At 55.2% G+C, this 21,342-nt stretch carries 31 protein-coding genes and 1 pseudogene; 11 read left to right on the forward strand and 21 right to left on the reverse strand.

The genetic code is table 11. The annotated features are described in order from the left end of the window. Nucleotides 1–67: 67 nt before the first annotated feature. From ACIY1O_RS06015 to ACIY1O_RS06035, 5 genes are all read right to left on the reverse strand, one after another. Nucleotides 68–484, reverse strand: a complete 417-nt coding sequence (locus ACIY1O_RS06015; protein WP_397474188.1) for a DUF2231 domain-containing protein — start codon at nucleotides 482–484, stop codon at nucleotides 68–70. After that, nucleotides 484–822, reverse strand: coding sequence for a hypothetical protein (locus ACIY1O_RS06020; RefSeq protein WP_397474189.1), 339 nt, complete (start codon nucleotides 820–822; stop codon nucleotides 484–486). The genes ACIY1O_RS06015 and ACIY1O_RS06020 overlap by 1 nt, the downstream gene beginning before the upstream one ends. A 41-nt stretch (nucleotides 823–863) precedes the next feature. Continuing rightward, nucleotides 864–1,388: a plastocyanin/azurin family copper-binding protein gene (locus ACIY1O_RS06025; protein WP_397474190.1), complete on the reverse strand. Its 525-nt coding sequence runs from the start codon at nucleotides 1,386–1,388 to the stop codon at nucleotides 864–866. Next, nucleotides 1,385–1,807, reverse strand: a complete 423-nt coding sequence (locus ACIY1O_RS06030; protein ID WP_397474191.1) for a hypothetical protein — start codon at nucleotides 1,805–1,807, stop codon at nucleotides 1,385–1,387. Before ACIY1O_RS06030 ends, ACIY1O_RS06025 begins: the two co-directional genes overlap by 4 nt. A 220-nt stretch (nucleotides 1,808–2,027) precedes the next feature. Continuing rightward, entirely contained in the window at nucleotides 2,028–2,930 is a 903-nt protein-coding gene (locus ACIY1O_RS06035; RefSeq protein WP_397474192.1) for a LysR family transcriptional regulator, read from the reverse strand. Nucleotides 2,931–3,028: 98 nt separating this feature from the next. Here ACIY1O_RS06035 and ACIY1O_RS06040 point away from each other — a divergent pair, with 98 nt between their 5' ends. After that, nucleotides 3,029–3,859, forward strand: a complete 831-nt coding sequence (locus tag ACIY1O_RS06040; RefSeq protein ID WP_397474193.1) for an SDR family oxidoreductase — start codon at nucleotides 3,029–3,031, stop codon at nucleotides 3,857–3,859. Between the two features lie 34 nt (nucleotides 3,860–3,893). Then, complete coding sequence (locus tag ACIY1O_RS06045; protein WP_397474194.1) at nucleotides 3,894–4,016, forward strand: hypothetical protein; 123 nt, start codon at nucleotides 3,894–3,896, stop codon at nucleotides 4,014–4,016. A gap of 95 nt (nucleotides 4,017–4,111) precedes the next feature. Here ACIY1O_RS06045 and ACIY1O_RS06050 read toward each other — a convergent pair whose 3' ends face one another. The 3 genes from ACIY1O_RS06050 to ACIY1O_RS06060 form a co-directional block, all read right to left on the reverse strand. Continuing rightward, the gene (locus ACIY1O_RS06050) at nucleotides 4,112–5,242 is read right to left on the reverse strand and encodes a cobalamin-independent methionine synthase II family protein (RefSeq protein ID WP_397474195.1); all 1,131 of its coding nucleotides are present in this window, start codon (nucleotides 5,240–5,242) and stop codon (nucleotides 4,112–4,114) included. A gap of 118 nt (nucleotides 5,243–5,360) precedes the next feature. Beyond that, nucleotides 5,361–5,660, reverse strand: coding sequence for a CcdB family protein (locus ACIY1O_RS06055; protein ID WP_397474196.1), 300 nt, complete (start codon nucleotides 5,658–5,660; stop codon nucleotides 5,361–5,363). Then, complete coding sequence (locus tag ACIY1O_RS06060; protein ID WP_397474197.1) at nucleotides 5,596–5,844, reverse strand: type II toxin-antitoxin system CcdA family antitoxin; 249 nt, start codon at nucleotides 5,842–5,844, stop codon at nucleotides 5,596–5,598. Before ACIY1O_RS06060 ends, ACIY1O_RS06055 begins: the two co-directional genes overlap by 65 nt. 165 nt (nucleotides 5,845–6,009) lie before the next feature. Between ACIY1O_RS06060 and ACIY1O_RS06065 the strand changes: the two genes are divergently transcribed. After that, nucleotides 6,010–6,684, forward strand: a complete 675-nt coding sequence (locus ACIY1O_RS06065) for a class I SAM-dependent methyltransferase (protein WP_397474198.1) — start codon at nucleotides 6,010–6,012, stop codon at nucleotides 6,682–6,684. A 119-nt stretch (nucleotides 6,685–6,803) separates the two neighbouring features. On the opposite strand, the gene ACIY1O_RS06070 is transcribed toward ACIY1O_RS06065, so the two are convergent. After that, nucleotides 6,804–7,421: a TetR/AcrR family transcriptional regulator gene (locus tag ACIY1O_RS06070; RefSeq protein WP_397474199.1), complete on the reverse strand. Its 618-nt coding sequence runs from the start codon at nucleotides 7,419–7,421 to the stop codon at nucleotides 6,804–6,806. Between the two features lie 188 nt (nucleotides 7,422–7,609). On the opposite strand from ACIY1O_RS06070, the gene ACIY1O_RS06075 reads away from it, so the two are divergent. Both ACIY1O_RS06075 and ACIY1O_RS06080 read left to right on the forward strand, forming a co-directional pair. After that, a complete protein-coding gene (locus ACIY1O_RS06075) occupies nucleotides 7,610–8,371 on the forward strand; it encodes an SDR family NAD(P)-dependent oxidoreductase (RefSeq protein WP_397474200.1) in 762 nt (253 codons plus the stop codon). A gap of 67 nt (nucleotides 8,372–8,438) precedes the next feature. Beyond that, nucleotides 8,439–9,443 (forward strand): SDR family NAD(P)-dependent oxidoreductase, encoded by a 1,005-nt coding sequence (locus ACIY1O_RS06080; protein ID WP_397474201.1) that lies wholly within the window; start codon nucleotides 8,439–8,441, stop codon nucleotides 9,441–9,443. Between the two features lie 92 nt (nucleotides 9,444–9,535). On the opposite strand, the gene ACIY1O_RS06085 is transcribed toward ACIY1O_RS06080, so the two are convergent. The 3 genes from ACIY1O_RS06085 to ACIY1O_RS06095 all read right to left on the reverse strand — a co-directional run bounded on the left by ACIY1O_RS06085 (nucleotide 9,536) and on the right by ACIY1O_RS06095 (nucleotide 11,663). Beyond that, nucleotides 9,536–9,937, reverse strand: coding sequence for a RidA family protein (locus ACIY1O_RS06085; RefSeq protein ID WP_397474202.1), 402 nt, complete (start codon nucleotides 9,935–9,937; stop codon nucleotides 9,536–9,538). Between the two features lie 212 nt (nucleotides 9,938–10,149). Then, nucleotides 10,150–11,157, reverse strand: coding sequence for an NADP-dependent oxidoreductase (locus ACIY1O_RS06090; RefSeq protein ID WP_397474203.1), 1,008 nt, complete (start codon nucleotides 11,155–11,157; stop codon nucleotides 10,150–10,152). A 119-nt stretch (nucleotides 11,158–11,276) separates the two neighbouring features. Then, complete coding sequence (locus ACIY1O_RS06095; RefSeq protein ID WP_397474204.1) at nucleotides 11,277–11,663, reverse strand: RidA family protein; 387 nt, start codon at nucleotides 11,661–11,663, stop codon at nucleotides 11,277–11,279. Between the two features lie 146 nt (nucleotides 11,664–11,809). Between ACIY1O_RS06095 and ACIY1O_RS06100 the strand changes: the two genes are divergently transcribed. After that, a complete protein-coding gene (locus ACIY1O_RS06100; RefSeq protein WP_397474205.1) occupies nucleotides 11,810–12,766 on the forward strand; it encodes a LysR family transcriptional regulator in 957 nt (318 codons plus the stop codon). Nucleotides 12,767–13,158: 392 nt separating this feature from the next. On the opposite strand, the gene ACIY1O_RS06105 is transcribed toward ACIY1O_RS06100, so the two are convergent. Both ACIY1O_RS06105 and ACIY1O_RS06110 read right to left on the reverse strand, forming a co-directional pair. Continuing rightward, complete coding sequence (locus ACIY1O_RS06105) at nucleotides 13,159–13,290, reverse strand: hypothetical protein (RefSeq protein WP_397474206.1); 132 nt, start codon at nucleotides 13,288–13,290, stop codon at nucleotides 13,159–13,161. Between the two features lie 288 nt (nucleotides 13,291–13,578). After that, entirely contained in the window at nucleotides 13,579–13,779 is a 201-nt protein-coding gene (locus ACIY1O_RS06110; RefSeq protein WP_397474207.1) for a hypothetical protein, read from the reverse strand. 31 nt (nucleotides 13,780–13,810) lie between these two features. Here ACIY1O_RS06110 and ACIY1O_RS06115 point away from each other — a divergent pair, with 31 nt between their 5' ends. The 3 genes from ACIY1O_RS06115 (at nucleotide 13,811) to ACIY1O_RS06125 (ending at nucleotide 15,723) form a co-directional block, all read left to right on the forward strand. Beyond that, nucleotides 13,811–14,581, forward strand: a complete 771-nt coding sequence (locus tag ACIY1O_RS06115; RefSeq protein ID WP_397474208.1) for a transposase — start codon at nucleotides 13,811–13,813, stop codon at nucleotides 14,579–14,581. A 607-nt stretch (nucleotides 14,582–15,188) separates the two neighbouring features. Further along, nucleotides 15,189–15,455 carry a type II toxin-antitoxin system RelB/DinJ family antitoxin gene (locus tag ACIY1O_RS06120; protein WP_042996922.1) on the forward strand — a complete coding sequence of 89 codons (267 nt, stop codon included), beginning with the start codon at nucleotides 15,189–15,191 and terminating at the stop codon, nucleotides 15,453–15,455. Next, entirely contained in the window at nucleotides 15,442–15,723 is a 282-nt protein-coding gene (locus ACIY1O_RS06125; RefSeq protein WP_110129081.1) for a type II toxin-antitoxin system YafQ family toxin, read from the forward strand. The genes ACIY1O_RS06120 and ACIY1O_RS06125 overlap by 14 nt, the downstream gene beginning before the upstream one ends. A gap of 515 nt (nucleotides 15,724–16,238) precedes the next feature. Here ACIY1O_RS06125 and ACIY1O_RS06130 read toward each other — a convergent pair. The 7 genes from ACIY1O_RS06130 to ACIY1O_RS06160 are packed head-to-tail and all read right to left on the reverse strand — an operon-like array spanning nucleotide 16,239 to nucleotide 20,023. Continuing rightward, nucleotides 16,239–16,436, reverse strand: a complete 198-nt coding sequence (locus tag ACIY1O_RS06130; RefSeq protein ID WP_397474209.1) for a hypothetical protein — start codon at nucleotides 16,434–16,436, stop codon at nucleotides 16,239–16,241. A gap of 32 nt (nucleotides 16,437–16,468) precedes the next feature. Next, entirely contained in the window at nucleotides 16,469–17,188 is a 720-nt protein-coding gene (locus ACIY1O_RS06135; RefSeq protein WP_110129080.1) for a type IV secretion system protein, read from the reverse strand. 11 nt (nucleotides 17,189–17,199) lie between these two features. Then, nucleotides 17,200–18,378 carry a TrbL/VirB6 family protein gene (locus ACIY1O_RS06140; RefSeq protein WP_397474210.1) on the reverse strand — a complete coding sequence of 393 codons (1,179 nt, stop codon included), beginning with the start codon at nucleotides 18,376–18,378 and terminating at the stop codon, nucleotides 17,200–17,202. Between the two features lie 12 nt (nucleotides 18,379–18,390). Further along, nucleotides 18,391–18,513: a hypothetical protein gene (locus tag ACIY1O_RS06145; RefSeq protein WP_269802103.1), complete on the reverse strand. Its 123-nt coding sequence runs from the start codon at nucleotides 18,511–18,513 to the stop codon at nucleotides 18,391–18,393. Further along, nucleotides 18,510–18,833 (reverse strand): hypothetical protein, encoded by a 324-nt coding sequence (locus tag ACIY1O_RS06150; protein WP_157965018.1) that lies wholly within the window; start codon nucleotides 18,831–18,833, stop codon nucleotides 18,510–18,512. The genes ACIY1O_RS06145 and ACIY1O_RS06150 overlap by 4 nt, the downstream gene beginning before the upstream one ends. A gap of 8 nt (nucleotides 18,834–18,841) precedes the next feature. After that, nucleotides 18,842–19,777, reverse strand: coding sequence for a plasmid replication initiator TrfA (gene trfA, locus ACIY1O_RS06155; RefSeq protein WP_157965017.1), 936 nt, complete (start codon nucleotides 19,775–19,777; stop codon nucleotides 18,842–18,844). Between the two features lie 30 nt (nucleotides 19,778–19,807). Next, the gene (locus ACIY1O_RS06160; RefSeq protein ID WP_110129077.1) at nucleotides 19,808–20,023 is read right to left on the reverse strand and encodes a hypothetical protein; all 216 of its coding nucleotides are present in this window, start codon (nucleotides 20,021–20,023) and stop codon (nucleotides 19,808–19,810) included. Nucleotides 20,024–20,154: 131 nt separating this feature from the next. Here ACIY1O_RS06160 and ACIY1O_RS06165 point away from each other — a divergent pair, with 131 nt between their 5' ends. Next, nucleotides 20,155–20,511, forward strand: a complete 357-nt coding sequence (locus ACIY1O_RS06165; protein ID WP_157965016.1) for a hypothetical protein — start codon at nucleotides 20,155–20,157, stop codon at nucleotides 20,509–20,511. A gap of 576 nt (nucleotides 20,512–21,087) precedes the next feature. Continuing rightward, nucleotides 21,088–21,255: pseudogene (locus ACIY1O_RS06170) on the forward strand (toxin-antitoxin system HicB family antitoxin); the annotation flags it as partial. Nucleotides 21,256–21,342: the final 87 nt, after the last annotated feature.

Consider the following 21,342-nt stretch of genomic DNA (forward strand, 5'->3'; position numbering starts at 1 on the left):
GTAGTCTCAAGCTGGTTTAACGACGGTTTATGTAGTTGATGCCCTAAAGCGGGAGGTGCGTGTTTATTTACTGGGCGCGCCCGACTCCATGTTGGTAGACCAGCTTGGCTCCCAACCAGCCGCCGGCAAGCAGGAACACAAAACCACCCGCGTCGAGCAATAAAGAGATCGCATCGGGCGCCACAGGTTGAAAGCTGTCCAGACCCCGCACCAGCCGGGAGATGAACAACACCCAGGCAACCACCATTGCGCCCATATGAACGTAGGCGTCGCGCATGGGTTGCCCCTCTGGCACACGGGCAAGTTCTATCAGGCCCGCCGCCATCGCGGCCACCGCCATGGTGCAGCCGACCGCCAACAGGCCTGAGGACCAGCGCCACGCGATCTCGCCAAGCCAGAGGCCGGTAAAATCGGCCAACGTCGCCAGCGTCCAACAAGCAATCGGGAAATGCACCAAAGCCGGATGCAAGGGATGGCGCGTCATCAAAGCACCACGCTAAGCAAGGTCAAAAAGCCGATTACGGCCACGACAGCGTGAATGATTACAACGGCCTTAGGTGGAAGCTTCTTGCGCACATGAAACGACGCCAGGAAAAAGCCCCCCAGTGCCGCCAATACCAACAGGCCAAACCCGATTGCGATTTGCGATGAAATGGCTCCCTGGACGAGCAGAACAATCAAAAGGATCAAGCCAATGGCGCCCAGCAAGGCATGCAGCAGTGACAGAGTCCAGGGCGCGAACTTGTCGCGCAAGACGTGGCCCGCCAGTATTAAACCGCCCAGGGCGGTTATCGCAAAAATTATCAAGGCATAAGTGAGCATCGTATTTCTCCTGAAACGTTATGCAATGGAGCAGCCATAATTCAATCGAGGCGTGTCTCTTTCAAGATTTCACCAACGTCGGCAAACGCCGCTGTTGCTGGCTCTGGCAATAAGGCGTCCGTATCAGCATAAGGCTGTATGGAAGCGTCTACTTGACCCACCACAATGCGGCCAACCATGCCTGCTTGTTCATGGGGGATGCAGAAGTAGTCGTAGACCCCTGGCACCTCAAGAACCATGGCAAAAGATTCATTCGGCATCAAATAGCCCGAATCCCATGACTTGGCTCCGTGTGGGATGCGCTGAGGTTTTCCGTTATCCGGGTGATAGGCGGTGCTTGTGTGGACATTGCCCGTCTCGCGGTTGACCCACCGCACAGTTTGTCCGGGCTGAATCAACAGGCCGCGGGGGCGAAACCAAACATGAGCGCCGGTAGGGGTGCCGGCCAGCGAGATTTCGATCTCATCGGCTGAGTCGGCGCGCCGTATCAGGGTTGCGGACAGCAGCAGACCACCGCCGGCTGACAACAGCAAGCGCCGGCGTTGATTGTGAGCTACGGTTTTCATTTTGCGACGCGTCCTTCCTGATCAGCCGCAACATGCCACAGCACGACGTGGATATGAGGTTCGGCAACGCCCGGATGGCCCGCGTTGTACATGACATCGACGTGATCCACCCCGCTTGAGCCCACCTTCAAGTCATTTAGATGCATGTCGGCCGTCATCTGCGACAGCGGAATCATATAGGTAGTGTTTACCAGCTTGCCATCATGATCGAATCCCAGGAAAGGCCCGGCCGGCAAAGTCGCGGGATCGACGAACAACTGGCCCATGCCGGGAATGAAGTCCGGAAGCTTGACCAGCGAGCTGACCGCTTTATATGGGGCCGGAGGAGGCGCGTTGAGTGCAGTGGACTCGTGCGCCATGGCACAAGATACGCCAAGGGACAATGCCAGCGCGGCAGCGGGAAGGATGGGACGAATCATAATGGGCTCCAGAGGTGCGCGGCGTAAATCGCCACGTCTTATCCATTGGATGCAGCCCGAAGGGTATCCGTTTCAAAAATTTCAGAAGACCTGAAAAATTACAGGGAGTGCGCCACTTTACGCGCATGAGCACGAATACAGCTTCTACCTTTCACCGAACCTATGACTCTCAGCTTGAGCGTTGCTTCACCAATGAGCGTCGATCAGTTGAAGCTGTTCACTAAACTATTTCTCTAGCCATATCGATAAGAGCCCTGAGACTACCTGGAACATGGCGATTATTAGGAAAGTACAAATTCAAACCCGAAATGTATGGGCACCAACTCTCTAGTACAGCAACCAAAGCGCCCCTATCGATATATGGGCGGGCATATTCTTCCATAACATAAGCGATGCCCACACCAGCCGCTGCCGCTTCTACCATCAATTGATGATGATCCAGAGTTAGCGCGCCCGGCACATCCAAAACGAATTCTTGTCCTTGTTTACTGAATTCCCAGCGATAACGTTTGCCACTGGGAAAACGTTGTCGGATGCACTGATGCTTGGCAAGCTCATCAGGTGTTTTCAGTGCAGGGTGAGCAGCTAAGTAGTTTGGCGACGCGACGGCCAAAAAACGAATGTCTGGGCCAAGGCGAACTGCCACCATATCTTTGGGTATAGCGTCACCCAATCTGATTCCTGCGTCAAAGCCCTTCTCAACGATGTCTACCAATTCTCCCTGTGCAGTGAGATCAAGTTGCACATCGGGATAGCGCACCAGAAATCTCGGCACCAGCGTTTCGAGTAGCAAGCGAATAGCTGGCTCGCTGCCGTTAATTCTCAGTGTTCCCATCGTCCGCCCCTGTGCGCCTGCAACGTCTTCCAGTAGCTGACTCAAATCGCCCAACAACGGATCAAGGCGTGCAAGAAATTGCTCTCCTGCTTCAGTGAGCGACACGCTACGTGTTGTCCGATGCAGTAGACGGGTGCTTAACTTACTTTCCAGCCCTCGCAGCGTATGACTGAGCGACGAACGTGTTACGCCAAGCAGTTCAGCGGCGCGTCGGAAACTGCGGTGTTCAGCGACAGCCATGAAGGCATGCAGGTCTTTCAGTGTTGGGGAATCAATTGGTGATTTCATTTCACCTACTCATGCGATTTATTGGTCATTCCAATCACAATCATAACCTCATACCATCTTCTAAGTTCTTACTTTTTCTCTCTTTCTGGACTAAAAATATGACTAAGACATGGTTTATTACCGGAACCTCAACAGGCCTGGGTCGCCTTCTTACTGAACGCTTGCTGGCGCGTGGTGATCGCGTAGTTGCAACAGTTCGTCAGCCTGACGTTCTGACGACGCTGACAGCACAGTATGGTGACCAACTGCTTGTTCTCACGCTTGATGTCACCGACACGCACGCCATAAATACTGTTGTCACGGATGCTTTTCAACGTGCCGGGAACATTGACGTAGTGGTCGGCAACGCTGGGTATGCACTATTTGGTGCAGCTGAAGAAGCAAGCGATGCCCAGATCGACCGGCAGATTGCAACAAATCTGGTGGGATCCATCCAGCTTATACGAGCAGTCTTGCCTCACTTACGCGAGCAGGGTGGCGGTCGCATCGTACAGCTGTCCTCGGAGGGTGGACAGATCGCTTACCCCAACTTCAGTCTTTATCACGCTACCAAATGGGGAATCGAAGGTTTCGTCGAATCAGTTGCTCAGGAAGTTGCTTCATTTGGCATAGATTTTTTAATTGTCGAACCAGGTCCAACCGGCACCAATTTCGTTGATGGACTAGATCGTGCGCCGATTATGGCCTGCTATGAAGACACACCGGCTGGCGAAGTACGCCGGGGAGTAGCCTCGGGTGCTTTTGCTATTAAAGGTGACGCCGCCAGAACGGTCGATGCCATGATTGCGACGGCAGATATGCAGCATCCTCCCTTGCGGCTCGCATTGGGTAGTACGGCTTATGCATCAATTAGCCAAGCACTGTCCCAGCGGTTAAGTCTGCTAGAAAACCAAAAGGACATAGCGCTGTCCGCTGATCGCCTTAACTAAATCCTGAGCCCTGCACAGGGTGCGCAGCGAACTGATGTTCGAGATATTGGGTGCGCTGCGCAAGCGGGATATCAAGACCCACGCCATGCCGCCAGCCGAGGACGCGTCCGCCCCGGCGGGCAGCGCCGCGCCGCCGCCGGATGCGCCGCCGATTTAGCCTTTTGTCGTCACGGATCTCCGATGGCTTCCTGGGCGGCACAGGCTCAGAGGTAATCCAAGCGGCGTCGGAACAAGCAAATTCCCGATGCCTGGTCAGGCCAAGGCGGCCGCCGCCCGGTCCGCGCCGTCGCGCAGCGCCGCGAGCTTCATCCAGGTTACGGCCGGATCTATCTTGCCGTAGTTGGCAAACGTTCCGAAACCGCAGTCGGTGCTTGCCACCACCCGGTCTTGGCCCATGAATGCCACATAACGCTCGAGCCGCTGCCGGATCAGTTCTGGATGCTCGACATAGTTCGAGCAGCTATCGATCAAGCCGGGAGCCAGAATCTTGTCGTCCGCCAGCTTGGCGTCGCGCCAGATTTCCCACTCGTGTTCGTGGCGGGGGTTCGCGGCCTCGAACAGGATGGTTGAGGGCCTGGCGGCCAGGATGGGGTCAATGACCTTCTCGAGGGCGATGTCGCAATGGTGCGGACCTTCGTAGTTTCCCCAGCAGATATGCATGCGCAGCTTCTGCGAGGGAATGTTGCGTGTGGCCGCATTGAGCGCTTCGACGTTCTGCCAGGCGCGGTCGGTGAACTCCGCTTCGCTGAGATTCTGGAAACCCGTATGGGCCGCCATCGCAAGGTCGGGGCAATCGAGTTGAAGATCGAAGCCCGCCGCGACGATGGCTTCGTATTCGGGCCGCATGGCCTCGACCAGGTCGGCCAGATAGGCCTCATGCGTCGGGTAATGCTGGTTCGGCTGGAAGGCGGTAACCAGGCCGGGGGATGCCGCGTTTATGAAACCCCGCCCGCCGCGGCCATGCCGCTCGATGGCTGACTTGAAGCGGCGGATATCGGCCAGGCATGGTTCAAGCGTACGCAGTTTTATGGGGCCGACGCAGGCGGCCCGAACGAATTCCTGGGAGCCCATGATGGCGCTCAGCTTTTTCCGCAGCTCGGGGAAGTCGGCTAGATCCTTTGCCGGCGTACGGTCGACGTGGCCGCCGAAACCCTCGAGCCGTTCGGTGATGTAGGTGGCGTAGCCGACTTTGCCAAGCTCGCCGTCGCTCATGATGCTTACCCCGGCTTCCACCTGCCTTTGCACTGCCTGGTCGATTTCCTCTTGAACGACCTGTTCAAAGTGAGCGGCGTCGATCTCTTGGCCGTGATCTCGCGCAAGCAGCAACTGCGCCAGCTCTTGGCTGCGTGGAAGGCTTCCAACATGGGTGGTCAGGATAGGCATCACATTCCTTCTTATGTTTCTAGGAGAAGATGCTAGTTTATCCAACTTCATGGAGGCGGTGCGCAGGGTGCTTCCAGGGTGCGCAGCGCAATGTTTTTGAAAAGCTGATGCGTCGGCACTACTTCGGGTCTTGGCCGACCCGCTCAAGTCTTGTATGAAACAAAAGGTCGATGGCGGCCACGATTTCATCGTGTCGATGCTGAAGACTGAATGTGGCACTTTTGAGTTCCTTGGCAGGAACTGCTGCCATGTACTGGGTTACCATCGCGTGTTGAACGGCTGCATGATGTCTGCCTGGACATTGAGGAGATATCCGGAGCCTGACGGATTGGGGAAGACGTTGTAGCGGTCCATCAAAACATCCGGTGCTTCGCCAATGGCAGACCGTACTTTTCAATGAATGCGTTAGAGCTGTCAATAGCCTCTTGATTTTCAGCCAGCCAAAGCTCTGACCGCCTACGTGAGATGGCCTGTGCGACGCCGGATTCAGCGGCTTGCGAGATGTTGATGTGCAGCGCTTTAGCCGCAGAGAGCAATTCTTCGTCCAGAGATACATTTGTTGCGCGTTTTGTGACGCTACGGGGACTGCTTGCGGTCAGCATTGTTCGGCTCCTTATAGCGATGGTCCGACTAATGAGCTCTTCATCATGATTGAACTGACCCCAATTAGTTGGACATTTGAAGCGCTTGCGGCGGCATTGTAGATGAAGTAGCTCCTTTACCCTCGCCTTGTCTGCGCGTGGCGAACAAACTGAGCGGAAAACCCTATGTCGATCCCAACAAATTCCGGTAATGTCTCAACGTATGCAGAGCGGGTCGCGCGTCATGTGCCTGGCCTCGAAGATCTTCATCGCATGGCCGGTATTTTGCTGGCAGAGCGCGTGCCCGCCTCGGGGCGGGTACTCGTCCTCGGCGCGGGTGGGGGGCTCGAGCTTCGGGCCTTCGTCGATTGGCAGCCGGGTTGGCAGTTCGACGCCGTGGATCCATCGCCGGAGATGCTCGACCAGGCGCGTACCGTTCTCAGTGACACGGCGAACCGCGTCACCTTCCATGAAGGCTATATCACGGACGCCCCGGAAGGGCCTTTCGATGGCGCGACCTGCCTACTGACGCTGCACTTCCTGGCACGCGAGGAGCGTCTATGCACGTTGCAGGCACTTCACCAGCGTCTGCAACCCGGTGCTCCCTTCGTTGTGGCGCATCACAGTTTCCCGCAAGATGGACTGCAGCGTGATCTTTGGCTTCGGCGCAATGCGGACCTTCTGGTCTCCAAGGGCGTCCCCATGCAGCAGGCCGAACAGGGCATCATGGCCATGAAAGAACGTCTTCCGGCTCTGTCGCCTGAGGAGGACGAAGCGCTGTTTTTAGAAGCCGGGTTCGGAGAAATCCAGCTGTTCTACGCAGGCTTCACCTTTAAAGGGTGGGTGTGCTACCGCGTCTGAGGTTCCGTGGGTCTGCAGTACATGCGGCTTCTCGTCCTCCTGAAGATCCTCGCATCGCCGCTCGTCCAGAGACGAGAGGCTGCGCCAATTGCTGGATGTTGCCTGAAACGTACTTACCTTTAGCCTGGGGTCGGCCTCTCGGAGTCGGTGGCGCTGTGCGTCGGCCATGTCGAGAGCGCCTGTTCGGCAACAGCCTCTAGCATCTCGCGGCTAAAGCCCGCTTTTGCCTGCACCGCCATGCCATGAAGAACAGCCATCACAAAGGCCGCAAGAACATCGGGTCTGGCGTTGTCGGGCAAGTCGCCCTCGGCGATTGCTCGTTCGAATCGTTCACGAAGCCGCACCTCGCCCGCCGCGCGAGCCTCTATCAATGCCTTCCGTACAGGTTCCGCATCATCCGATCCCGCCAGAACGCCATTGACCCCAAGACACCCCGGATGGTCGGGATGCTGGGTGTGAAGTTCGGCTGAGCGGTAGAAGATGTGCGCCGCCGCCTCACGTGCCGTCGGTAATTCAAGCGCCTCGGGAATGAAGTCCAGGTACCGTTCGTAATAACGCGCCAGCGCTTGGCGAAAGAGCGCCTCTTTATTGCCGAACGCGGAGTAAAGCGCGGGCCGCTCCACGCCGGCGGCCTCGGTGAGATCGGCGTAGGAGGCGCCTTCGTACCCCTTGCGCCAAAAGACGCATAGCGCGGCGTCAAGCGCCTTTTCCACGTCGAATGTGCGACGACGTCCCATCAGATCACCTCTATTTCACAAAAATAACGAACATTACGAAACTGCTTGACAGTTTATCATACCGATCGTTATCATAACGATCATTACTTAATCTTTTACGGCGACTCGATGTTCCGAGACCTCCGGAATTTCCTCGCCGCAGCGCCGTTCGGTTCAGTCGATCCACTCAACAACGAAAGGTCTTTATCATGCAGAAAACATTGTCCGGCAGAGTTGCCCTGATCACCGGAGGCTCACGCGGGCTTGGGGCGGTCATTGCTGATACGCTCGCCGAAGAAGGCGCCCACGTAGCGATCACCTATGCGGCGTCGGCGCAAAAGGCCGAAGCCGTGGTCGAGAAGCTGAAAGCAAAGGGTGTCCGGGCCCTCGCGATCCAAAGCGATCAAGCTGATATCACGGCGGCCAAGCCGCTGATCGATAAGGTGGTGGCGCATTTCGGTCAGCTCGACATCCTCGTCAACAACGCCGCGGTCGTCGTAAATGGACAGAAGGTCGATGACCCCACGCTCGACACCGCTGCGCTTGACCGTCAGTGGCAGATCAATGTCATGGGCGTGGTCGCCGCAACGCGCGCGGCAGCGCCGGTGCTCTCCGAAAATGGCCGCATCATATTCATTGGTTCGCGCAATGGCACCTTGTCTTTGATGTCGGGCGTCGCCGATTATGCCGGAACGAAGGCCGCGCTCATCGGCTACGCCAAGGGTGTTGCCCGCGATCTGGGCGAACGTGGAATTACAGTCAACGTCGTCCAGCCTGGTGCCATGCCCACCGACATGATGACGCAGGCCCTGGGCAGCACGGTCGCACCCGATCCCTTTCTGGATATGCACCCCATCCGCCGCATCGCCACACTTGAGGAAGTGTCTGCGCTCGTCGGTTTCCTGGCGGGACCCAACGCAGGCTATATCACCGGCGGCGTGATCGACGTGGCGGGCGGCTTGGGCATCTGATTCACCACTCACAGGCGCTGGCAAAAACGCCTGTTTTTTCTTACCCATTCAATCAAGGAAAATGAAAATGAGCAAAAAGTTTGGTGCAACATCGACCGCTGACGAAGTGCTGGCCGGCGTTAATCTCACGGGCAAACGGTTTCTCATCACCGGAGCCTCGTCAGGCATTGGGCTTGAAACGGCTCGTTCACTGGTCTCACGCGGCGCCACCGTCGTAGGTACGGTCAGGGATCTGACCAAAGCCGAGACGGCTACGGCATCAGTGCGCGACGCCGCGAAACAAGGAGGTGGCCGCTTGACACTGATTGAGCTCGAGCTGGCCTCCTTGCAAAGCGTTCGTGCTTGTGCAGATAAACTTCTGGCTGACGGACAGCCGTTTGATGCCATCATCGCCAACGCGGGCGTTATGGCGCCTCCGTTCGGACGGACTGCCGACGGATTCGAGCTTCAGTTCGGAATAAACTACCTTGGCCATTTCGCGCTGATCACCCGGGCCGAGCCGCTGCTGGCTCAGAACGGGCGCTTGGTGGTGCTGTCGTCCCAGGCTCATCGGATCGCCGATATTGATCTGGACGATCTCAATTTCGAGCAACAGGCCTACGACCCGTTTGTCGCCTATGGTCGTTCAAAGACGGCCGTTACGCTCTTCGCAACCGAATTCGATAAACGGCATCGCACTCGGGGCATCCGGGCGGCTTCGGTGATGCCGGGGAACAGTTTTACTGATCTGCCACGTCACTTCTCGCAAGAGGATTTGCAGAAGCTCTTCGAGACCGTCGGCGAGGCCCGCGCCGAAGCAGGGCTTGCGCCAGCCGCGCTGAAAGAGGTCTCGCAAGCCGCCGCCACCTCGGTCTGGGTCGCAGTCGTCGCCGACAAGGATGATATCGGCGGACACTATCTTGAAGATTGTGCGGTGGTGCCCATCGATGACACGGACAATCCGTTTGCCGATGGCGTCAGGTCGTATGCCCTGGATGCCAATAAAGCCGGGCAACTTTGGGCGAAAAGCGAGGAACTGATCAGCGCTGCCAGTGAGGGGTTGGAATTGGCCATCAATTCAGCGGAATTGTAGTCAAAGTCCTTGAGCGTCTTGTCGGTGGGCGCTCAGCCTAGACAGCCTATAATTTCCTTCTTCAGCGGGTGCGCACCTGGCCGTGTAGGTGTTCAATGAATGATGGCAGTGACGCGAATCTCGAAACGCATCGCCGGAAGGCCCAAAGCTTCAACCCCCGATTGCGTCCACACCGGTGCATGATTGGGCATGTACTGGCGGTATAGTTTGACGATCGTGTCGTTAACGATCGGCGGAAAGCCACCGACATGGTATGTATTGACGTGAATAACGTGATCCCAGCTCGCTCCGGTCTTCGCCAGAACGAGCTCGATATTGTGGAAGGCGGTGGCAATTTCCTCCTCAATGGCCTCGGGGATATGCAGCTCATCGTTCCAACCGCCCTGACCGGATGTCTCCACCCGGTTCCCGACCTTGACAGCGGTCGAGAAATGTAGAGTTTGGCGGAAAGTCTCGCCAAACCCGGGGGTGACGGTGAATTTTGGTTTTTCCATTGTGTTTCTCCAAAAATTTAGTGTTTCAACGAGATTGACAGTCGCAACTGGCCAATCTCAATGGGTGTCCACAGGTAAATCGATATCCTTTGTCATCGGATCGCTTGTGACATAGCCGGCGCGGGTAGCGTCGGCCGCCAGGCCGTGAAATCTTGAACGTCGCGTGCTACGGTTAAGACCTCGTGGCTGCCGAGTAAAACCGTAACAGTAGGTTAGGGCGTCACTTCGAGAAGCAATTTGCCGAAATTACGCCCGCTATAGAGATCTTGCAGCGATGAGACAGCGTTCTCGAGCCCCTGTCGTATATCTTGGCGTGTCCTGAGGTGGCCGCTTTGCATCCACGCAGCCAGGTTGTCCACCGCCTCTGGGAAACGTGCCTGATAATCATCGGAAATAAACCCCCGGATAGTGAGGCGTCGCATCATGATGGCCCACCAGATGTTGGGTTGAGTATCGACATCCGCGGCGTTGTATTCGGAAATGATCCCGCAAACAGACACGCGACCGAACATTTTCATGCGTTCCATGACGGTGTTTCGAATCGGGCCACCCACCTGTTCGAAATAAATATCCACGCCTTCGGGCGCGAGATGATCCAGCGCTTCGCCGACGTTCACGGATTTGTAGTCGATGCAGGCGTCAAAACCCAGTTGCTCGGTGACGAACGCACATTTCTCCGGGCCCCCGGCGATGCCGATCACCTGGCAGCCTTTGAGCTTGCCGAGTTGACCAACGATCTGGCCCACGCCACCGGCAGCCGCCGAAACAACCAGGGTTTCCCCAGGCTGGGGACGGGTGACGTCCAGAAGACCGAAGTAAGCGGCGGGCCCTACCAGACTGAATGTTCCGAACGTCGCGGCCAGACTGAGTCCCGGGAAGACTGCAAGCTCTGTAAGATCGGTGCCGTCACTGACGATATGGTCAGCCCATTCGCCGGTACCGCTCAGAATCGTGCCTTCCGCAATGCCTTTCTTTTTGCTTTTTTCCACAACCCCGACCACGAGGCCGCGCATCGGAGCACCAAGCGCCACGGGTGGCAAGAACTGTTTCCGATCGTCGACGAAAACGCGCTGTGCCGGATCGAGTGACAGGTAACGGACGCGAAGCAGAAACTGCCCGTCGCGCAGCTCTGGGATCGGCTCGGAGCCAAATAGAAAATCGTCGGCAACGATTGAACCGACCGGACGGCGTGCCAGACGCCAGACTTGACGCGTCGACATGATGAATACCTCGATGATTTGTCGTAATGATGGGGGAGCTGCAAGGGCGCGCAGCCGACTGGCCGATCATAAAAGTTGATAGCGCCCGTTTCAGGTGAGGAAATCGTGCTGTGCTTTTTCTACGGTAGCTTGGCGATTACCTTGATCTCGAAGTCATATCCGTAAAGCCAAGTGACGCCTACCGCGGTTAAGGTCGGATGCGGTGCTTCGCCCCAATAGTCGGGCACCACTTGCCAGATATCTTCGAACGTCGACTGCGGGTCGACCATAAAGACCGTGACGTCGACCACATCGTTGAAACTGCAGCCAGCGGCCACCAAGATGGCGTTCAAGTTTTCAAAAGCCTGTCGCACCTGCTCTTTCAGACCTTGTTGCACCGAGCCGTCTTCCAGGCTGCCGACCTGGCCGGAGACGAACAGAAAACCGTTGGATTTGATTGCCGGCGAGTAGCGGTTTCGGTCATAAAGCTCTTGGCGTTTGGGCGGAAAAACAACGTGGCGTGTCATGAGAATGACTCCTTGGTCATTGGGCCGATTTCGGCCGCGTGAGTGGTTGTGAGACATTCTATTGGAGGACGTTTAGCTGATAAACTGGCAAACACACACAACACTGTTTGTGAAAACCAAACAATGCCGAAGTCGGGGGAACGTAGATGGATCGTTTCGATGCCATGCAGGCCTTTGCCCGGGTCGTGGAAACAGGCAGTTTCACCAAGGCGGCGCAAACCCTGCACCTGAGCAAGACGACCGTGACGCACCTGGTGCAACAGCTCGAGGCGCGCCTGTGCGTCAGGTTGCTGAATCGCACGACACGCAAGGTCAACGTAACCCCAGACGGCGCGGTTTACTATGAACGTGTGCTGCGCTTGTTGGCTGATATGGACGATGCCGAAACGAGCCTGTCCTGTGCCCTGGCGTCGCCCCGGGGCAGGTTGCGGGTGGATGTGCCCAGTCCGTTTGCCAGCATGATTCTGGTGCCGGCGTTGCCAGCCTTTCACGCCAGGTACCCTGACATTCAGCTGCATCTGGGTGTTAGCGATCGTGTTGTTGACTTAATAGACGAAAACGTCGATTGTGTCGTACGCGGAGGGGAGGTCACTAATCAGTCGCTGGTGGCGCGGCATGCGGCGGACTTACCGCTGGCGGTGTATGCAGCGCCGAGTTATCTCGCGCGGACGGGCCGCCCCGATCACCCTAGCGAGTTGGAATTGCCGCATCACCGTATCGTGGGCTTATCTTGGTCGGGCTCGCGACGCGTGTTTCCGTGCTCCATGCATCGTGATGACGAGAACATTGACGTGCAAGGTCGACCCGCCCTGGTGGTCGACGACGGCAATGCCTACCTCGCGGCAGGCCTGGCAGGAATGGGTGCGCTTTGGTTGCCGGCCTACATGGCTCAGGCGCACGTGACGCGCGGCGAGCTGATCCCGTTGTTTACGGATTGGCAGCTTGATCCGATGCCGCTGTACGTCGCCTTTCCCCAGAACCGGCATGTCAGTGCGAAACTGCGTGCGTTCATCGACTGGATCATTGAGCTGATGGCGCAGCGTGCACCTGTCGTATCCCGACCTCCACTGCCGCCGGTGCAGGTTTCTAGCGCCAAGATGTGATCTATTCGTTACTGAGCGGCGTGGTTCCTCGCACTATCTGTCGTCGGCGGGTGAAGGATTTCTCAATTGTAGAGGTGGCTGCTTTTTTATTGCTTATCTCCTTGGTTTTTGACAACCCTCGTACTAGTGAAAACTCTTTTTACAGACTACGCTCTGGCGGGGCTGCAGCTCAATAATCATATAGCCATGGCTTCCATGACCCGATCGCGCGCTGCAGTTTGAGGGGAATTAGCATTTGTTCAACCCGTTCCTGGGCGAGGGGGGATTCAGGCTCACATTGTTGAACCTTCACTGGTGCCTCAGGCGAAGCCTTTAGATGGCTTCATGGTGGTGTCGGGTTTCGATTCCACAAATTGCACCTTTCATTTTTTATGAGTATGAACTCAAGCATGTCAGTGGACGGTCATCGAGTCGTTTGCGATCCGTCGATACAACGTGGGCCGGCTCAGCGACGTGATGCGGATGACGTCCTTCATGCGGTAGAAGGCAGGGCGGGGTAGCTGAGCGGTATGGGTCGTTTGCATGATGTGCTCCGGCGGTGTCATACATGCTCATAGGATGCCTGCGCTGCACAAAAACCCCAACACGGTGGGGCGGTCACGGGCGTAGTGCGGCGTTTGCGTCGCCCGGACAGGGCCGCGTTGCTTCAGGTTTGCGTGTCGCTCATCCCTTTTTGGAACTGGGTGTACCCCGCCTTGCGCATCCCTGACGCTTGTCGCGTGCCTTGTAGCACTTGCCTAACCCCAAAACTGTCACTGGTTGATAGGGGGCGGCCTTGCTGTTTCCTTCAGTGTGTCACGCTGTGCTCGTCGTCAAGGGCGGCGCGCCTGACGGCGCTTGCGGCCGGTGGCCTTTTCACCCTGTGACAACGTGCGCTGCGGCGTGACTCCTTCGGTGCCAGGCAATGTCGCCTGAGTTCCGAACCGGAGGTAATCATGCAGCAATATTCTCTTGCCCTTGATTCCGAATCCTTGAGTGCCGGCGCGCTGCTGGTGTGTGATACGTGCGGCCAATCGGCGTGAAATCCTTGCCGTAGCGCGCGAGTTGGTCGAGATCGACGAGCTGCGCGGCCAGGCGTTGAACAGTCCGTCGGCGGTGCGTGATTTTCTGCGGATGAAGCTCAATACCTCGCTGGAGCATGAGGTGTGTGGGATGATCCTGACTGATACTCAGCATCGGCTGAGTCTGCGCAACTATTTGAAGCGTTTACCAGGGCGTGAGCACGTGCGGGTCATTGTGATGGACTTGTCCGAGACCTATCGGCGCATTGCCCAGCAGTACTTCCCCAATGCCATGATCGTGGCTGACCGTTTTCATGTTGTGCGGTTGGTGAACCAGCACTTTCTGAAGCTATGGCAGCAGTATGACCCGGAAGGACGCAAGAACCGGGGGCTGCTCAGCCTGATGCGCCGCCATCACTGGAATCTTTCATCCGTGCAGAAGGAGCGCCTGCGCCAGTACCTGGCCCAGGAGCCCGTACTGCAGGCGCTTTACTTTGCCAAGCAGCAGCTGAATGGGTTTCTGGTCATGAAGAGTTTGAAGGCCAAGCGGGCCAAACAGCTGTTGCCCAAATTCCTGGCCTTGATTCGTCAGTTTGAACAAAGTCCGGCCAAGGCGCTGGCCGCGACGTTAACCTCGTGGCTCGAACCCATCGTACGTATGTGGCGCTTTACCAAATCCAATGGGATCACCGAAGGGTTCCACACGAAGATGGAAATGCTCTCACGCCGAGCGTATGGGTTCAGGAATTTTGAGAATTACCGCATGAGAGTCTTGGCTCAATGCGGTTGGAATGGTGTAATTAACCGGGTTTGATGAATGCCCTGATCCCCCGATTATGGGGTAGAGCCCAGATCCCCCGTTAATGGGGTAGAGCCCGCAAAGAAAAAGCGCCTAAGTTTTTCGACTTAAGCGCTTGATTTTCTTTAAGAATTCTTGGTGGCGCATCCCTGATTCGAACAGGGGACCTGCGGATTATGATTCCGTCTGATAGAGTCGCTTTATATGTGCTTTACCTTAGCAATCAAAGACTTGGGTTGTGATAGGTGCGCTATAAAGGTGCTTTATTTCGCTATGCCGTTGACAGTTGGTTGACACTTTTTAAGCGCCAGTCGCAGCATGAAAACTACACGCCATGAGCAACAATCCAGTACACGCTACAGGCAACAATCCAGTGCATGCCATAGGCAATAATTGAATACACGCCACAGGCAATAGTTTAGTACACGGTTTAGGTGTGTGTCGCCTTGCGACCGGGAACCGGCAGCGGCTGGCCAGCACCCGGTTTGGTTTAGCAGACCAAAGGCCACAGGCGCAGCCCTTGGCTGCAAGACGTTGGGAATCTCATACTGGTAACACTCTTGTTTTGTAGTCACATCAAGACTACAATAAAGGCTCTGAAACTGAATCCTGGGGGTTCATTATGAGCACTGCTGATACCTATGTTCGCGCTCGCATCGACACCGACACCAAGGAACGGGCCGCTGATGCGCTCGACGCAATGGGCTTGACGATTTCGGACGCTATCCGCTTGCTGATGCTGCGCGTAGCAGATGAACGCCGTTTGCCCTTTGAAGTGAAGGTTCCCAACGCCACCACGCGCAAAGCCATTGCTGAACTTGAAGCGGGGAAAGGTCGGAAGTTTGCCAGTGTTGACGACCTGATGGCTGACTTGCATGCGGACGATTGAACGCGCCACATCCTTTAAACGCGATTTCAAGCGTGAAGCCAAAGGCCGGCACCGCGCCACACTCGATAGCGATCTCAAGTCCGTTCTTGTAGCGCTGGCCAACGACCAGCCGCTTGATGCCAAATACCGCGATCACGACCTAAGCGGCAATTGGGCAGGTTACCGGGAATGCCACATCAAGCCTGACTTGCTGCTGATCTACCGAAAGTCGGATACCGACACGCTTAGACTTGCGCGGCTTGGTTCGCACAGTGAGCTTTTCGGTTAAGCCTGTAGTAATTATAAAAGTCGGCCCAACGTGAAAGGCGGGTCAAGGGCGTAGGGTGTGGCTGGTGCGGCCCGCAGCGAAGCGAGGACACGGGCCACACTCGGAGAGCGTAGCGGCCCTTGATGCGACTGGAACAACAACACGCTTAGGCATGGGGGCAGGTAGAGTGAAGCGAAGCGTAGCGGCCACCTGCACCCCTGCCACGTGGCGAACGTGGGGTTTGGGGTGAAACCCCATAGAACGCTGTATGCGGTGTTTTTAATGCGAACCCACCTACTTCATGCGCACAACGCAAACAGCCCCGTGCGGGGCTGTCGTGCGTTCCTGGCTGGCTTTCTATTGGTGCTATGTCGTTGCTCAGGCCGTGGTGATGGCGTAGGCGAATAACGGAACGAAGACAGCAGATAGCCAATAGACAAATTTCCGAAACTTGGGCTTTGTCTTGAAGTCACGGTAAATCAAATACCATGCCCATGCACCGAGTGACCACAAGATGATAAGTTTAAGGGCATCAATCATTTTTCCGTTGCCCCCTTTGCTTCTCTTTCTTGTAGATCTTTGACCATCATGTCATTGATCGGATTGTGGGTGTTTTCAAGCAAGCGCTGACGGGCCTGTTTCGCTTCGGAATCATCGCCACAACCTCCGAGAAACATCACGGCAGCAATAGCAATAAGCGATACTCCAAGTTTGTTCATTTTTTCCCTTTTCAAATCACGTTCCGGTACGTGGAACTCATGCAGTGTTATTGAGATTTCAAGAAGTCATTTATCGGATTGCTGGTGTTCTCAAGCAAGCGCTTTCGAGCATCTTCTGATTGCTTTTGAGCGATTAAGGCGTCCTGCGCTTGACGTTGCGCCAATGCCAGATTCACCGTAGTTTGTTCGTTCTGCAACATGGCCTGCTCCGCTGCAATTCTATTTGCCAAGTCGGTAGCGGCTTTCATATCGGGTGCTGCGTCTACCTGAGATATGAGTTGTTGCAGGTCATTGGCACGGTCACGCGCCTGATTGATTGCGCTTTCGATGTACGCGGCATTTTCAGGTTGTGCATAAGCCTTTGCTTCACATGTGGCGCGGGCGCTTTGTCCTTCAATCGTCGAGCATCCAAGCTGTTTGATAGCATCATAAATAGCCCGTGCTTCGGGGCTTGCGCCCGCAGCACCGGATTGAATAAGGTTAAGGTAGTTATTTTCGAAACCGTCGGGCAATGAAAGGCGCGTAGCCTGATTGAGCAATTGGCCCATGCCACGAGCGCCGGTAATGGATTCAAACTCACGCTCCATTTGCTTGTACTGCTGTTCCATTTGCCGTATCTGCTCAACCCATTTCAGGATTTGTTCCGCGTGTTCTGCCGTGCTCTTGGCAATTTGTGCGGCGTCAGTCACAGGAATTTGTGCGTAGGAAATGGACGATGCCATCAAGCTGAAAATAGCGGCCGCAGCCAGTTTTTTAACCGTAGTCATGATTTACCCTCTTACCCTTTTGAAAGACCGCCTAAACCGGCATTACGTGCTGACGAACTACCCGATTGCGCACCGGCCCGCGTAGCTTCCATAATTGAACGCTGACTCATGGCGCGACCCGCGCCGCTTAAACCGTGACTAGCCGCGCTTATCGGAGCCATAGCCCGCTGCATGGCGCGATTGCTACCTACTGCCTGCCCGAGACGCGAATCAGCAGCTTTCGCCCCGAGGTAGCCCGCAGCTTTACCACCGGCGTAACCAGCCACTTTGCCCGCGCCAGACATGACGGCACCAGCGGCAGCACCGGCAGGGTTTGCCACTGCTCGGACGGCTCTTGCTAACGACGCTATTTGCATGCCAGCACTACCGATAACCTCACCACCGATAACCGCCGTTTTGCTGGCAAGAAAAATCAAGACGCCACCACCGAGGGTCGTTGCGGCGGTAACGCCTACAAGATCAAGCGTTGCCGGGTCTACAGTCAAAACATTGGCGAATCCGTTTACCAGGCCGTTTGCAAAACCGATGACGGCTGCAATCAGAATTGCGGTCATGATGTATTTCAATACGGTTGATAGCCACGAATTGAAGAATGTCGAAGTGGCGTTGAACGCAAGAGCGGCAACGAACAAGGGGCCAATGGCAATGACCAAGGCAAGGGATACATCAATGATGATGAGGTTTATTGCAGCAACACCGCAGTAAATCATGATGATGCCAGTTATCGCAATTCCCATCATGAGTGTCACGACGCCTGTAAAATTGCTTTCTCCCACCATTTTTATTTGAATGTTCTGGAGTGAGTATTCTTGGATTTTTTTATAGTTTTCCAGCGCTGTGGCAATAGTGCTATCTAATGCTGCATAGCTGTTTGTGGTACCGGCAAACAAGCCCGTCAACCATTCCCGTAACTCGTGAAATAGTGCAACCACATTACCGCCATACATGCCGCCAGTTAATGCCAGTGAGACTACAAGAAAGACCCGCATGGAGTTGAAAAACACATCGAGCAAGTGATCTTGACCACCTGCGCCCCGCATGATGCTGTAGCCCTGCCACATGATCGTGATGGTAAGCGCGATAGCCAGCATGGGAATGAGGACGCCCGCGATAGCGTCGGGTACGTCGGCCCATGCTTCCGTACTTTGAAGGATTTTTCCTGATAGGAATTGAAAAACGTTAAAGTCCATGTGATTTTTCCTTTACTCTTGCGGCCTTGACTTAAATAGCGCCAACTGTTCGCAGTAGCGCCGGTAATCGGCTTCGGCTTCCGGGCTGGCCGGGTTGTAGTTGTAGTGGTTGCACCATTCGGCAAAGGTTTTCATGAGCATTCCTTAGGATGAAAAATTTTTAGTATTGTTGGAATGTGCAGTGTTGGGTCATCACCGGTTAACAGCCATTCCGCGTATGGCCTGCGATAGTCCATCAGTGCCATTAGCATGGCTAGGGTGGGCATTTGCCGTTTCAGCATGACATTTCGCCAACGAGTGGCGGGTATGCCTGTGAGTTCTTCCAGATGCTTGTATACGCCGCGCCTTACTGACGCTACATCCATAGCGAGAAAAATCACCCGATCACGAAGTGCATCTTCTTTTTGGAAAATCCTTGCCTTAAGCGCGGTCGAGTCTTTTTTCAAATCAATCATGTTATGCCTTAAAACGATGATGGCTTGCGCCCGCAGCCCATGCGCTTTTTGTTGATATATTTCGTTTGGCTGCTAGAAGGAACAGCGTCAACGCGCACCAAGTCGGCAGCGTCAATTTCCCATTCCTTGATGCAGCCAACCGCTACCAGTTCATTTAAAGAAGCCTTGAGCATTTGCCGGAACTTCCATAGCTCTTTTGTGCTGCTACCGCATAGATCGTGAATTGTTTCCACTTTGTATGGGTAGGGGGCGGCATCCCCGCTATACATGCCGTGAAGCCATTGAGCGAGATTGCTTTTCAATGCTTTGCGCTGTTCCCAATTAATATGGGAGTAGCCGCTTTCATAGAGAGAAAGCAGCTTTTCATCAAGAACAACGACATATTGTTGTGTGACTTCATCGCGATATGCTTTCTCGATCAAACCACCGATAAAAGTCTTTTTGTCCTTCTTCCAGGTGATTTCAACGACACCACCCCGCAGCCGAGTAATTTCTTCTTTTAGTTGTTCACGCTGAGTTTTGCCTGTATTCCTGCCCAATTCCTTTAGCATTGAATAGGCGGTGAATCGCACTTCGTTACCGAGGGGTTGTGAACGCGCTAAATGCAAGAGCATTTCCCATACATTGAGGTCGGTTTGATTGAACCTAACGCCCATGAAGCGCAGTTCAATATCGGCTCTGCTGGCGAGTAGCACCCGCTTTGAAAACGTCTCTCGGGTTTGGTTGACAGTAAACAAAGAACTACGCAGCAAGGCATTAGGCACCCCTCTGACGGCTTCGGGCCAAAGCGGTAACTGCTTCACTTCCTGCGACACCGACGCGGTATTGTCTTGCTGCGGCTGTCGGGCCTTTTCTCGTGCTTTCGCTCCTATGGCTTGCACACGCGCCACCAGATCAACAATCCCCCCTTCCGACGGCGTAACCGTTGGTTGTGTTCTGTTCATCGGGGCTGCTGGCTGGTGCATGACGCTTGCTTACAGCGGATAAGCGTCTAGAAACTGCTTACTGACTTGCAGGCGAACCGCTTCGACGTTCACGAAAACGCGTTTTCCAACTTTGATGGTTGGCCAGTAGCCCCGGTTCACTTGAGCCTTCAATACGCTTTCTTCCAAGCCTATGAGTTGGGAGAAGGCAGCCACCGTCATGACCGGTGCGGACAACGTAAGATGTGGGGTGATATTGGTCATCATCTTGTAAACTCCGAAATACACTTTGCCGCCGCACTGCGTACTAAAACGTTCGAACGCGTAAGCAAAGCCATTTATCACGTAGAATTTACGTGATTCAGGTAAATAATACTTGATTTTCAGGAAAATGCAAGATGATTGATGCCAACGACGAGTTAAAGCAGAGAATCCTTCAAAAAGAGGATGAATTGCGTGATCGCGTCATCTATCTGGCTATGGACTTAGCGCCTGCCGGTCGTGGCATTTACAGATATTTGGAAGAACGAACTGGCATACCCGCCGCCCGTTGGCAAAACGTCATGCTGAAGAAGCAATTGCCCACCTTGGCCATGCTGATAGCGCTGATGGACTACCGTAGACCCTATGCAGAGTGGCTGTTAACTGGGGATGATCTAGGGCAAGGTCGCTCCCCATCGAAAGAAAGATGGGAAAGCTTCTTGAAACACCGTGAATGGGTACAAGGGAATAAAGCAGCAGCCAAAGCGAATTAGGCACGGCATTTCAAGTAGGGTATAGGGGCATTCCAAGTAGGGCATAGGGGCATTCCAAGTAGGGCATAGGGGCATTCCAAGTAGGGTGCTCATTTATCGACCAGCCCGAAAAGCAGCGCCATTCCTACGCCTTGGTGTTTTTATCCACAGATTTTTAGCGCCTCTAATATTCTTTTAATATTTCTTTAATCCGCGCGCGCGAAGCTGCCATGTGCATAAGACAGTTTCAGCGTGAGAGGTATTACAAGAGTCCCCACCGCTTCACGGCGGGGAAAGGTAGACCCCGACTAAGGGGCGCTGCCCCTACCGCGCTTCGCTTGGTTCCCCGCGTTCGCCACGTGGCAGAGGGGCAGGCATCCGCTACGCTCCTTTCTGCCCCTCATGCCTTAAGCGTCTGGTCGTTCCAACAGCATCAAGGCCAAGCCGCTAACGCGGTCGCTTCGCGAGCCTTGACCCTGCTTCCACTCAAACCATAGCCAGAACCTCGCCACAGGCCCACCACGCGCTTTTATTTGTTTTTAATGGGTTCGTGTAGGGTGTGGCTTTAAAATCGCCCTACGGCGTTATGAGACAGAAATGGGCAATGATCGTTACAGCTATCGGGTGGTGTGGTCGGCAGAGGATGCCGAGCATGTAGGGTTGTGTGCGGAATTTCCGTCTTTGTCCTGGCTGGCTTCGACGCCGGAAGCCGCTTTAGCCGGTATTCGTGCGTTGGTGACCGACGCCGTGCAAGACCTAGAAGCACCGGACGCCGCCTTGTAGCGGTTGCGCGTGGCGAAACCTTGCCGGTTGCCACTACAAGCGCCGCCGTCTGTGCTGTTGCAGCCAAGG

Origin of the sequence: Pusillimonas sp. (assembly GCF_044464525.1) — a bacterium.
GTDB lineage: Bacteria > Pseudomonadota > Gammaproteobacteria > Burkholderiales > Burkholderiaceae_B > Pusillimonas.

Bases quoted from the DNA above. Each gene is read 5' to 3' on its own strand.
- ACIY1O_RS06075 (WP_397474200.1), top strand. From the start codon at position 7,610: ATGCAGAAAACATTGTCCGGCAGAGTTGCCCTGATCACCGGAGGCTCA.
- ACIY1O_RS06065 (WP_397474198.1), top strand. From the start codon at position 6,010: ATGTCGATCCCAACAAATTCCGGTAATGTCTCAACGTATGCAGAGCGG.
- ACIY1O_RS06160 (WP_110129077.1), bottom strand. From the start codon at position 20,023: ATGATGACCAATATCACCCCACATCTTACGTTGTCCGCACCGGTCATG.
- ACIY1O_RS06165 (WP_157965016.1), top strand. From the start codon at position 20,155: ATGATTGATGCCAACGACGAGTTAAAGCAGAGAATCCTTCAAAAAGAG.
- ACIY1O_RS06030 (WP_397474191.1), bottom strand. From the start codon at position 1,807: ATGATTCGTCCCATCCTTCCCGCTGCCGCGCTGGCATTGTCCCTTGGC.
- ACIY1O_RS06080 (WP_397474201.1), top strand. From the start codon at position 8,439: ATGAGCAAAAAGTTTGGTGCAACATCGACCGCTGACGAAGTGCTGGCC.
- ACIY1O_RS06060 (WP_397474197.1), bottom strand. From the start codon at position 5,844: ATGCTGACCGCAAGCAGTCCCCGTAGCGTCACAAAACGCGCAACAAAT.
- ACIY1O_RS06140 (WP_397474210.1), bottom strand. From the start codon at position 18,378: ATGGACTTTAACGTTTTTCAATTCCTATCAGGAAAAATCCTTCAAAGT.
- ACIY1O_RS06135 (WP_110129080.1), bottom strand. From the start codon at position 17,188: ATGACTACGGTTAAAAAACTGGCTGCGGCCGCTATTTTCAGCTTGATG.
- ACIY1O_RS06085 (WP_397474202.1), bottom strand. From the start codon at position 9,937: ATGGAAAAACCAAAATTCACCGTCACCCCCGGGTTTGGCGAGACTTTC.
- ACIY1O_RS06045 (WP_397474194.1), top strand. From the start codon at position 3,894: ATGTTCGAGATATTGGGTGCGCTGCGCAAGCGGGATATCAAGACCCAC.
- ACIY1O_RS06090 (WP_397474203.1), bottom strand. From the start codon at position 11,157: ATGTCGACGCGTCAAGTCTGGCGTCTGGCACGCCGTCCGGTCGGTTCA.
- ACIY1O_RS06120 (WP_042996922.1), top strand. From the start codon at position 15,189: ATGAGCACTGCTGATACCTATGTTCGCGCTCGCATCGACACCGACACC.
- ACIY1O_RS06095 (WP_397474204.1), bottom strand. From the start codon at position 11,663: ATGACACGCCACGTTGTTTTTCCGCCCAAACGCCAAGAGCTTTATGAC.
- ACIY1O_RS06025 (WP_397474190.1), bottom strand. From the start codon at position 1,388: ATGAAAACCGTAGCTCACAATCAACGCCGGCGCTTGCTGTTGTCAGCC.
- ACIY1O_RS06040 (WP_397474193.1), top strand. From the start codon at position 3,029: ATGACTAAGACATGGTTTATTACCGGAACCTCAACAGGCCTGGGTCGC.
- ACIY1O_RS06100 (WP_397474205.1), top strand. From the start codon at position 11,810: ATGGATCGTTTCGATGCCATGCAGGCCTTTGCCCGGGTCGTGGAAACA.
- ACIY1O_RS06145 (WP_269802103.1), bottom strand. From the start codon at position 18,513: ATGAAAACCTTTGCCGAATGGTGCAACCACTACAACTACAACCCGGCC.
- ACIY1O_RS06050 (WP_397474195.1), bottom strand. From the start codon at position 5,242: ATGCCTATCCTGACCACCCATGTTGGAAGCCTTCCACGCAGCCAAGAG.
- ACIY1O_RS06020 (WP_397474189.1), bottom strand. From the start codon at position 822: ATGCTCACTTATGCCTTGATAATTTTTGCGATAACCGCCCTGGGCGGT.
- trfA (WP_157965017.1), bottom strand. From the start codon at position 19,777: ATGAACAGAACACAACCAACGGTTACGCCGTCGGAAGGGGGGATTGTT.
- ACIY1O_RS06150 (WP_157965018.1), bottom strand. From the start codon at position 18,833: ATGATTGATTTGAAAAAAGACTCGACCGCGCTTAAGGCAAGGATTTTC.
- ACIY1O_RS06070 (WP_397474199.1), bottom strand. From the start codon at position 7,421: ATGGGACGTCGTCGCACATTCGACGTGGAAAAGGCGCTTGACGCCGCG.
- ACIY1O_RS06105 (WP_397474206.1), bottom strand. From the start codon at position 13,290: ATGCAAACGACCCATACCGCTCAGCTACCCCGCCCTGCCTTCTACCGC.
- ACIY1O_RS06035 (WP_397474192.1), bottom strand. From the start codon at position 2,930: ATGAAATCACCAATTGATTCCCCAACACTGAAAGACCTGCATGCCTTC.
- ACIY1O_RS06015 (WP_397474188.1), bottom strand. From the start codon at position 484: ATGACGCGCCATCCCTTGCATCCGGCTTTGGTGCATTTCCCGATTGCT.
- ACIY1O_RS06125 (WP_110129081.1), top strand. From the start codon at position 15,442: ATGCGGACGATTGAACGCGCCACATCCTTTAAACGCGATTTCAAGCGT.